Origin of the sequence: Marinobacter vinifirmus (assembly GCF_002258215.1) — a bacterium.
GTDB lineage: Bacteria > Pseudomonadota > Gammaproteobacteria > Pseudomonadales > Oleiphilaceae > Marinobacter > Marinobacter vinifirmus.
In genome coordinates this window covers 340984-347773 of record NZ_NEFY01000004.1, presented here as the reverse complement: position 1 = coordinate 347773, position 6790 = coordinate 340984, and the positions used below count along the sequence as shown (strand labels likewise).

Annotated in this window: 9 protein-coding genes; all 9 read right to left on the bottom strand. The window is 58.1% G+C overall.

Annotated elements, in window-relative coordinates; all coding sequences use genetic code 11:
- A partial coding sequence (locus B9Q17_RS07825; RefSeq protein WP_244177336.1) for a lipid A deacylase LpxR family protein occupies nucleotides 1-779 on the bottom strand: 779 nt, incomplete at its 3' end.
- 402 nt (nucleotides 780-1181) lie between these two features.
- Nucleotides 1182-2324: an efflux transporter outer membrane subunit gene (locus tag B9Q17_RS07820; RefSeq protein WP_094624772.1), complete on the bottom strand. Its 1143-nt coding sequence runs from the start codon at nucleotides 2322-2324 to the stop codon at nucleotides 1182-1184.
- Nucleotides 2219-2473 (bottom strand): DMT family transporter, encoded by a 255-nt coding sequence (locus B9Q17_RS18560; RefSeq protein ID WP_208618768.1) that lies wholly within the window; start codon nucleotides 2471-2473, stop codon nucleotides 2219-2221. Before B9Q17_RS18560 ends, B9Q17_RS07820 begins: the two co-directional genes overlap by 106 nt.
- Nucleotides 2446-2712, bottom strand: coding sequence for an EamA family transporter (locus tag B9Q17_RS18270; protein ID WP_208618767.1), 267 nt, complete (start codon nucleotides 2710-2712; stop codon nucleotides 2446-2448). The genes B9Q17_RS18560 and B9Q17_RS18270 overlap by 28 nt, the downstream gene beginning before the upstream one ends.
- A 1-nt stretch (nucleotide 2713) precedes the next feature.
- Nucleotides 2714-3316: a ribonuclease HII gene (rnhB, locus tag B9Q17_RS07810; RefSeq protein WP_094624771.1), complete on the bottom strand. Its 603-nt coding sequence runs from the start codon at nucleotides 3314-3316 to the stop codon at nucleotides 2714-2716.
- Nucleotides 3316-4494: a lipid-A-disaccharide synthase gene (gene lpxB, locus B9Q17_RS07805; protein ID WP_094624770.1), complete on the bottom strand. Its 1179-nt coding sequence runs from the start codon at nucleotides 4492-4494 to the stop codon at nucleotides 3316-3318. The genes rnhB and lpxB overlap by 1 nt, the downstream gene beginning before the upstream one ends.
- A 14-nt stretch (nucleotides 4495-4508) precedes the next feature.
- Nucleotides 4509-5300, bottom strand: a complete 792-nt coding sequence (gene lpxA / locus B9Q17_RS07800; protein WP_094624769.1) for an acyl-ACP--UDP-N-acetylglucosamine O-acyltransferase — start codon at nucleotides 5298-5300, stop codon at nucleotides 4509-4511.
- The gene (gene fabZ / locus B9Q17_RS07795; protein ID WP_201785316.1) at nucleotides 5300-5734 is read right to left on the bottom strand and encodes a 3-hydroxyacyl-ACP dehydratase FabZ; all 435 of its coding nucleotides are present in this window, start codon (nucleotides 5732-5734) and stop codon (nucleotides 5300-5302) included. The genes lpxA and fabZ overlap by 1 nt, the downstream gene beginning before the upstream one ends.
- Nucleotides 5735-5751: 17 nt before the next feature.
- Nucleotides 5752-6777: a UDP-3-O-(3-hydroxymyristoyl)glucosamine N-acyltransferase gene (gene lpxD, locus B9Q17_RS07790; RefSeq protein ID WP_094624768.1), complete on the bottom strand. Its 1026-nt coding sequence runs from the start codon at nucleotides 6775-6777 to the stop codon at nucleotides 5752-5754.
- Nucleotides 6778-6790: the final 13 nt, after the last annotated feature.

The following is a 6790-nucleotide window of genomic DNA, read 5'->3' as shown; positions in this document are numbered from 1 at the left end:
GAATCCTTGAACGAGCCCGGCAAAGCGATGGTTGAGGAGGTACCAGCGTAGTCCGGCACAAAATTTATAGGAAGGTGTCTGCCAAGCTGCCAGACCAACCCGGTTTTAGCGGAGGTTCGAAAACTCGACAGTAGTCCGGATCCGATCACCGACACACGCTGTTCAATGTTGCCGCCCTGCCCGGCTTGCAACAGTTTTCGGCCATGCGCAGCCTGTATGCCACCCACCACATCGGTTCCAAGCTGATTCCCCCACCCTTGCGGCTTGTCGCTTCCCGTGGCTTTGTGCACCCATTTCTGAACCGACTCGGCACCGCTTTCGGGCCCAATAACACCAATGTGAGCACCAAAGCCGGTAATCGTATCGGCGTTCCAGCTCCATAGTGTGCCGCTGAGCGACAGGTGGCCGGCATAGGGAATGTCGTCGAACTGCGGATCTTCAACCGTAATATCTTCAGGTGTGACCATGAATTGCCGCAAACTCAGGCTTACCGCCTGCTTTGAATCAGCAGTTCCAATACCTGGCAGAAAGCGCAGCTCATCACGCAGAGTCCGGGCAAATCTTGCCGACTTTCCATCGTTCTCGTCAGCGGTGTCTGTCAGATACGAAAAGCGTACCCCGTTTGTATAGCCGCGATCTGTTCCAGTAAGCAGGTCGTTGTCCCAGGACAGGTTAACAACTTCTGCCCTGAGGCTGATTGGCAGAACACTAATAACGAAGAGCAACAGGAAGGCACATTCGCAGCGACGACTCAAATCCCGTATCTCCGGTTGGCACAAAGAGTAACTACTATGGACAACTGTCAGGTCTCCTAACGCCGATCAAAGCGCGGCGGAAAAAGGCTCACATTCAACGCATCGTCAGAGGACGCTTCGGCGGCCAGTCATTTCTCGACAATCGCTTGAATCTCCCCCTGGCCCACAAAGCGCTACCCCCCTTCATCTAATAGGTAGCGGAGGATTTCTGGGTGGGGACTCCTGTGGCCAAAGCGTACGTGGTTATAGCTGCTTTTAAAGGGCTTGGAGTAGAGCTTAACTTCCTTCGCTTGCTCTGGCTATTGCTATTGCAGTCACACTTTGGCCGATCAGAGCCGCACTAAAAACGCATACTTGATAGACGACTCTATTTATCTTATTGAATTCTCCACCTCGGTCAGGGGTTCACTAAATTCGTAAATCACTTCATTGCGCTCTGCTCCGGTCTACCCGAGCGATCTCGGAGCCCACACCTCCACCTAGCGATCGGAACAACTCAATCTCGGCGGATAGCTGATTGAAGCGGTCAGACAGAAGCTGTTGTCGGGCAGAAAAATGCTCACGCTGGGCATCAAGAACGGCAAGGTAACTGGTTATACCGGCATCGTAGCGGTTCTGGGCCAGTTGATAGTACTCATCCAAAGTGTCAACCAACGCCTGTTGCGCGTTCAATTGGTCCCAAAGGGTGTCGCGGGCGGCTAAGCTGTCGGCCACCTCACGAAACGCCTGCTGAATAGCGCGATTGTATTCGGCGAGGCGAATCTTTTTGGTAGTCTCGGAAACCTCCAGGTTGGCCTTGTTTCGTCCGCCCGTAAAAATTGGCAGATTGATTCGCGGCTCAAACAACCAGCTACCACTGCCGCCGTCAAACAGCTCATTGAGCTCGCTACTGGCGGTGCCGGCACTCGCCGTCAGGGTAATGCTGGGAAAAAACGCGGCCCGAGCTGCTCCGATGTCTGCATAGGCGGCTTTTAACCTATGCTCCGCTTCCAGAATATCTGGTCGGCGTTTCAGTAAGTCGGACGACAATCCCGCACCCAATGGCGCAATGTTCAACGGCGGCGATTCCGGCAATGAACTGGTCATACCTTCCGGCAAGTTGTGGCCTGAGAAAAAGGCCAGCGCGTTAACCGCCTGCCGGACAAGTCTGTCGAACTGCGCAACCTGGGTTCGTACCTGGTGCACGAGCGTCTCCGCCTGAGTAAGTTCCAGTGCCGATGCCACATCGCTGTCATATCGACGTTGAATCAAGGCTAGGTTCTGTTCAAAGCTTCGCTGCGTCGCCCGGGCAAGTGCCAACTGTTTGCGGTTGGTGCGCCAGGAGAAATAGGTATTGGCAACCTCACTAATCAGCGATGTCTGAAAGCTGCGTTTCGCCTGTGCAGTGGCCAGGTAATTCTCAAGCGCCGCCGCCGAGAGATTACGGGTCTTTGCAAAAAAGTCGATCTCATAACTGGTCAGACCTACGCTGGCGTCATACCGCTCTGAAATTTCATCGGAACCTGAAACTGAGAGATCGCCGGGAACCCGCTGCCGGGCAGCACGCCGGCCGCCGCCAACCAGCCCCATTGCCCGGCCTGAATGGCCTCATCCTGCATGAGCATCAGCGGCAGCATGCAAAGCGCCCCGGCCAGCATCTGGTATCCGCTTCGGGTCAGTACATGCACCCGTTCGTGAATCAAGCGGTTGGTCAGGATAAACGCGGCGTAGCAGAGCATGGCGCACAGGGCATAAAACAGGCCAGGAATGCCCCGGTCACCAGAACCTTGAAACCGGGCCAGGTGAATACCTTTGCTCGCTGTCCAGTCAGCAGGAGAAACGCGGCCATTAATGCCGCGCCTATAAACAAGCGATAGAAGGTGACAGTTTCCGCGCTGACACCGGCATACACCGAGATGGCGCCAATGGTGCCCATAAAAACTGCGGCAAACACGGCGGCAAGTATGTGCGAATTCATTTTACAAACACTCCCGGACGGGACGAAACGACCGCCGGTGCTCCGGCGTTGCACCTAACCGCTTCAGCGCTTCCAGATGCACGGGTGTGGGATAACCTTTGTGCTGGGCCAGTCCGTAGCCGGGATATTGCTGTTCCAGCATCTCCATTTCCCGGTCGCGGGTGACTTTGGCGAGGATAGACGCAGCGCTGATCGCCTCTACCCTGGCATCGCCCTTCACCACCGGCTCGGAGGGCCAGCGCCAATCCGGGCAACGGTTGCCGTCTACCAATACGTATTCAGGTTCGAGAGCCAGGCCCTCCACTGCACGGGTCATGGCCAGCAAGGTAGCCTGGTAGATATTGATCTGGTCAATTTCCGCTGCCTCACAACGACCCAGGCTCCAGGCAGCGGCCTTTTCGAGGATCTCGTCGTAAAGCTTCAGGCGGCGTTTTTCAGTGAGCTTCTTGGAATCGGCCAGGCCCTCGATGGGCCGCTCCGGGTCCAGGATCACGGCCGCAGTCACCACTGCACCAATCAGCGGGCCACGGCCCACTTCATCAACGCCGGCCAGTAACCGGCCCTTGTAGCTGCACTCAAACGGCGGAAGGTCTTTTGCGGCCATCAGCGCCGGCGCTCCATTAACTCGGAAATAGCGGTTGCAGCACGTTCGTCCGCATTCTGGCGCAGACTTTCGTGCAATTCGGTGAAGGCTTGCTGCAACTGCTCGCGCTCTTCGGTGTTTTCCATGCGCTCCAGCACGGCGGCGCCCAGGGCCTCCGGCGTGGCGTCATCCTGCAGCAACTCCGGCACCAGGCCTTTCTGGGCCAGCAGGTTCGGCAGGGCCACCCAGGGCACCTTCACCAGACGGGACAGCAGTTTGTAGCTGAGATCACTCAACCGGTAACCCACCACCATGGGGCGTTTGAGCAGCATGGCTTCCAGGGTTGCCGTGCCGGATGCCAGCAACACCACATCGCTGGCGGCCATTACTTCCCGGGAACGACCGCGTACCAGGGTAACCGGCAGCTTCACTTCCAGCGCCTCGACCAGCCCCTCTACCTGCTTCTCCCGGTCCCGGTTGACGCAGGGAATCACCAGCTGGATGTCTGGACGGCGCTCCTGCAGCCAGCGGGAGGCCTCCAGAAACAGGGTACCAAGGCGCTCAACTTCCCCACCCCGGCTGCCCGGCAATACCGCCAGAACAGGCTGGTCGGGATTCAGGCCAAGTGCCTTACGGGCCGCGTCTGTGTCTGGCCGCATGGGAATGCGGTCTGCCAGCGGGTGCCCCACAAAGGCCACCGGCACATTGTGCTCTTCGTAGAAACGGGCTTCGAAGGGAAACAGGGTGAGCATCAGGTCGACAGACTTGGCAATCTTGAAGATTCGCTTCTGGCGCCAGGCCCAGACCGAGGGGCTTACATAATGAACCGAGGGAATACCGGCTTCCCGGCAGCGGCGTTCAATCGCCAGGGTGAAATCCGGGGAATCGATACCGATGACCACATCCGGCGGTGTGGTGAAGAAGTACTCCAGCAGGCGGGCACGGATACTGAACAGCTCGCGAATGCGCCCGAGCACTTCCACCAGCCCCATCACGGAAAGCCGTTCCATGGGTATCAGGGAGTGAAAGCCTTCGGCGATCATTTCGTCGCCGCCGATGCCCACAAAGCGGGCTTTCGGATAGCGTTTGCGCAACGAGCGAATCAGCCCGGCACCGAGGATATCCCCCGATGCCTCGCCAGCGATGATTGCAATGGTTACCTTGCGGGAGCTGACCTGCCCGGTTTCAGCGGTTGCCACCAGGGCCTCCTGGCTCAGCGAATGATGCCGCGACCTGCTCCCCGGAGCGAGTCAATCAGCGGGCGGACTTCCGGCACGTCATTGAAGGACTTCTCGAGTTCTTCAACCGCCTGCTCGGTGGTCAGGCCCTGACGGTAAACCACCTTGTAGGCGCGGCGCAGAGCCATCAGCACGTCTTTGCTGAAGCCACGACGCTTCAGGCCTTCCACATTCATGCCATGGGGCTGGGCAGACTGGCCAGACGCCATCACGTAGGCGGGAATGTCTTTGAGTACGATGCTGCCGCCAGCCGCCATGCTGTGAGGGCCGATGTGGCAGAACTGGTGCACCATGGTGCCACCACCGAGAATAGCGTGGTCGCCTACGGAGACGTGGCCGGCCAGGGTGGCGCAGTTGGCCAGGATGGTGTTGTCGCCTAAGATGCAATCATGGGCCACGTGTACATAGGCCATCAGCAGGTTGCCACTGCCAATGCGGGTTTCACCCCGGTCCTGAACCGTGCCACGGTGAATCGTGCAGTTTTCACGGATAACATTGTTATCACCAATCACCAGCGTGGTGGGCTCGCCGGCGTATTTCTTGTCCTGGCACTCTTCCCCGATACTGGAAAACTGGAAAATACGGTTATTGCGACCGATTACCGTTGGGCCCTTGACCACCACGTGGGAGAGAATCTCGGTACCTTCGCCGATCTCCACACCGGGGCCGATGTAACTCCAGGGGCCTACGGTTACGTTGTCTGCCAGTTTGGCTGACGGGTCTACAATCGCCTGAGGATGGACACCCGACCAGTCATTTGTCGCCATCAAACTTCTCTCTCAGCGGTCATGATTTCTGCCACGCACACCACTTCGCCATCAACGAGTGCCCGGCAATTGAATTTCCAGATACCGCGCTTGGCGGAGACAAATTCAGCCTCCATATCCATGCGGTCTCCCGGCACCACGGGGCGCTTGAAGCGCGCTTTGCTGGAGCCAGCCAAATATTGTATCACGCCATCAGAGGGTTTCCGTTCTACGGTCACAAAACCGAGAATGCCCGCCAACTGGGCCATAGCTTCGATAATCAGCACGCCAGGCATGATCGGGTTATCCGGGAAGTGCCCGGTAAAGAACGGCTCGTTGAAGGAGATGTTCTTGTAGCCCTTGATCGACTTCCCTTTCTCCACATCGGTAACCCGGTCTACCAGCAGAAACGGGTATCTGTGTGGCAGGTACTCAAGAATCTCATCAATCTTCATCTGCATGTTGATCGGCCTCAGCCCTCTGATTTCTTTTCCAGTTCTTTTATGCGCCGGGCCAGGCTGTCCAGTTGCCTGAAACGCACGGCGTTCTTGCGCCAGTTCCGGTTGGTGTCGGCGCTGGTGCCGGAAGAATACACGCCCGGCTCGCGGATATCACCCGTTACCAGCGTCATGCCGGTAAGATGCACCTGATCCCCGATCTCAAGGTGCCCAGCCACCCCGGAGGCGCCGCCAAACACACAATGTTTGCCAATGCGGGTACTGCCGGCGATACCGACCATGGCAGCCATGGCGCTGTGATCACCGATATGAACGTTATGGGCGATCTGGATCAGGTTATCCAGCTTCACACCGTTGCCAATGACTGTGCTGTCGAGCGCGCCACGGTCGATGGTGGTGTTGGCGCCCACTTCCACATCATCACCGAGCACCACACCGCCAAGTTGGGCAATGCGGTGCCACTGGCCCCGCTCGTTGGCAAAGCCGAAACCGTCTGAACCGATCACCGCACCGCTGAGGATATGGCAACGCTGCCCCACTACAATGTCGTGGGCCAGGGTAACCCGGGGGCGGATGATAGTGTGGTCTCCGATGCGGCTGCGTGCGCCGATGACGGTGCCGGCGCCTATTACAACGTGGGCTCCAAGATGCACACCGGCTTCAATAACCGCGTGAGGGCCTACACTGGCAGTGCTGTCTATGCTGGCGCTCTCATCTACCACAGCGGTGGGATGAACACCGGCTGAGGCCACCGGCGCAGGGTCAAACCAGTGACTGAGGCGAGCATAGCCCATGTAGGGGTTGTCCAGTAACAGGACATTGGTAGGGCAATCATCCGCGGCTGCGGGTGAGAGGATAACCGCACCGGCCCGGGTGTCTTGCAGGTATTTGCCGTAGGCCGGATTGGCCAGAAAGCTGATCTGATCCGGGCCGGCGGCCTGCAAGGTGGCCAGGCCGCTGACCATGATATCGGGGTCTCCCCGGAGACTGGCTCCCAACGCATCGGCTATTTCCTGGAGCCGATAGGACTTCTGTGACATTGCCTTCTCCAAA

What these genes read in the sequence shown, in the direction of transcription:
- fabZ (WP_201785316.1), bottom strand. Translation starts at nt 5,734, where the DNA reads ATGAAGATTGATGAGATTCTTGAGTACCTGCCACACAGATACCCGTTT.
- B9Q17_RS18270 (WP_208618767.1), bottom strand. Translation starts at nt 2,712, where the DNA reads ATGAATTCGCACATACTTGCCGCCGTGTTTGCCGCAGTTTTTATGGGC.
- B9Q17_RS07820 (WP_094624772.1), bottom strand. Translation starts at nt 2,324, where the DNA reads ATGGGGCTGGTTGGCGGCGGCCGGCGTGCTGCCCGGCAGCGGGTTCCC.
- lpxA (WP_094624769.1), bottom strand. Translation starts at nt 5,300, where the DNA reads ATGGCGACAAATGACTGGTCGGGTGTCCATCCTCAGGCGATTGTAGAC.
- lpxD (WP_094624768.1), bottom strand. Translation starts at nt 6,777, where the DNA reads ATGTCACAGAAGTCCTATCGGCTCCAGGAAATAGCCGATGCGTTGGGA.
- B9Q17_RS18560 (WP_208618768.1), bottom strand. Translation starts at nt 2,473, where the DNA reads ATGCTCTGCTACGCCGCGTTTATCCTGACCAACCGCTTGATTCACGAA.
- rnhB (WP_094624771.1), bottom strand. Translation starts at nt 3,316, where the DNA reads ATGGCCGCAAAAGACCTTCCGCCGTTTGAGTGCAGCTACAAGGGCCGG.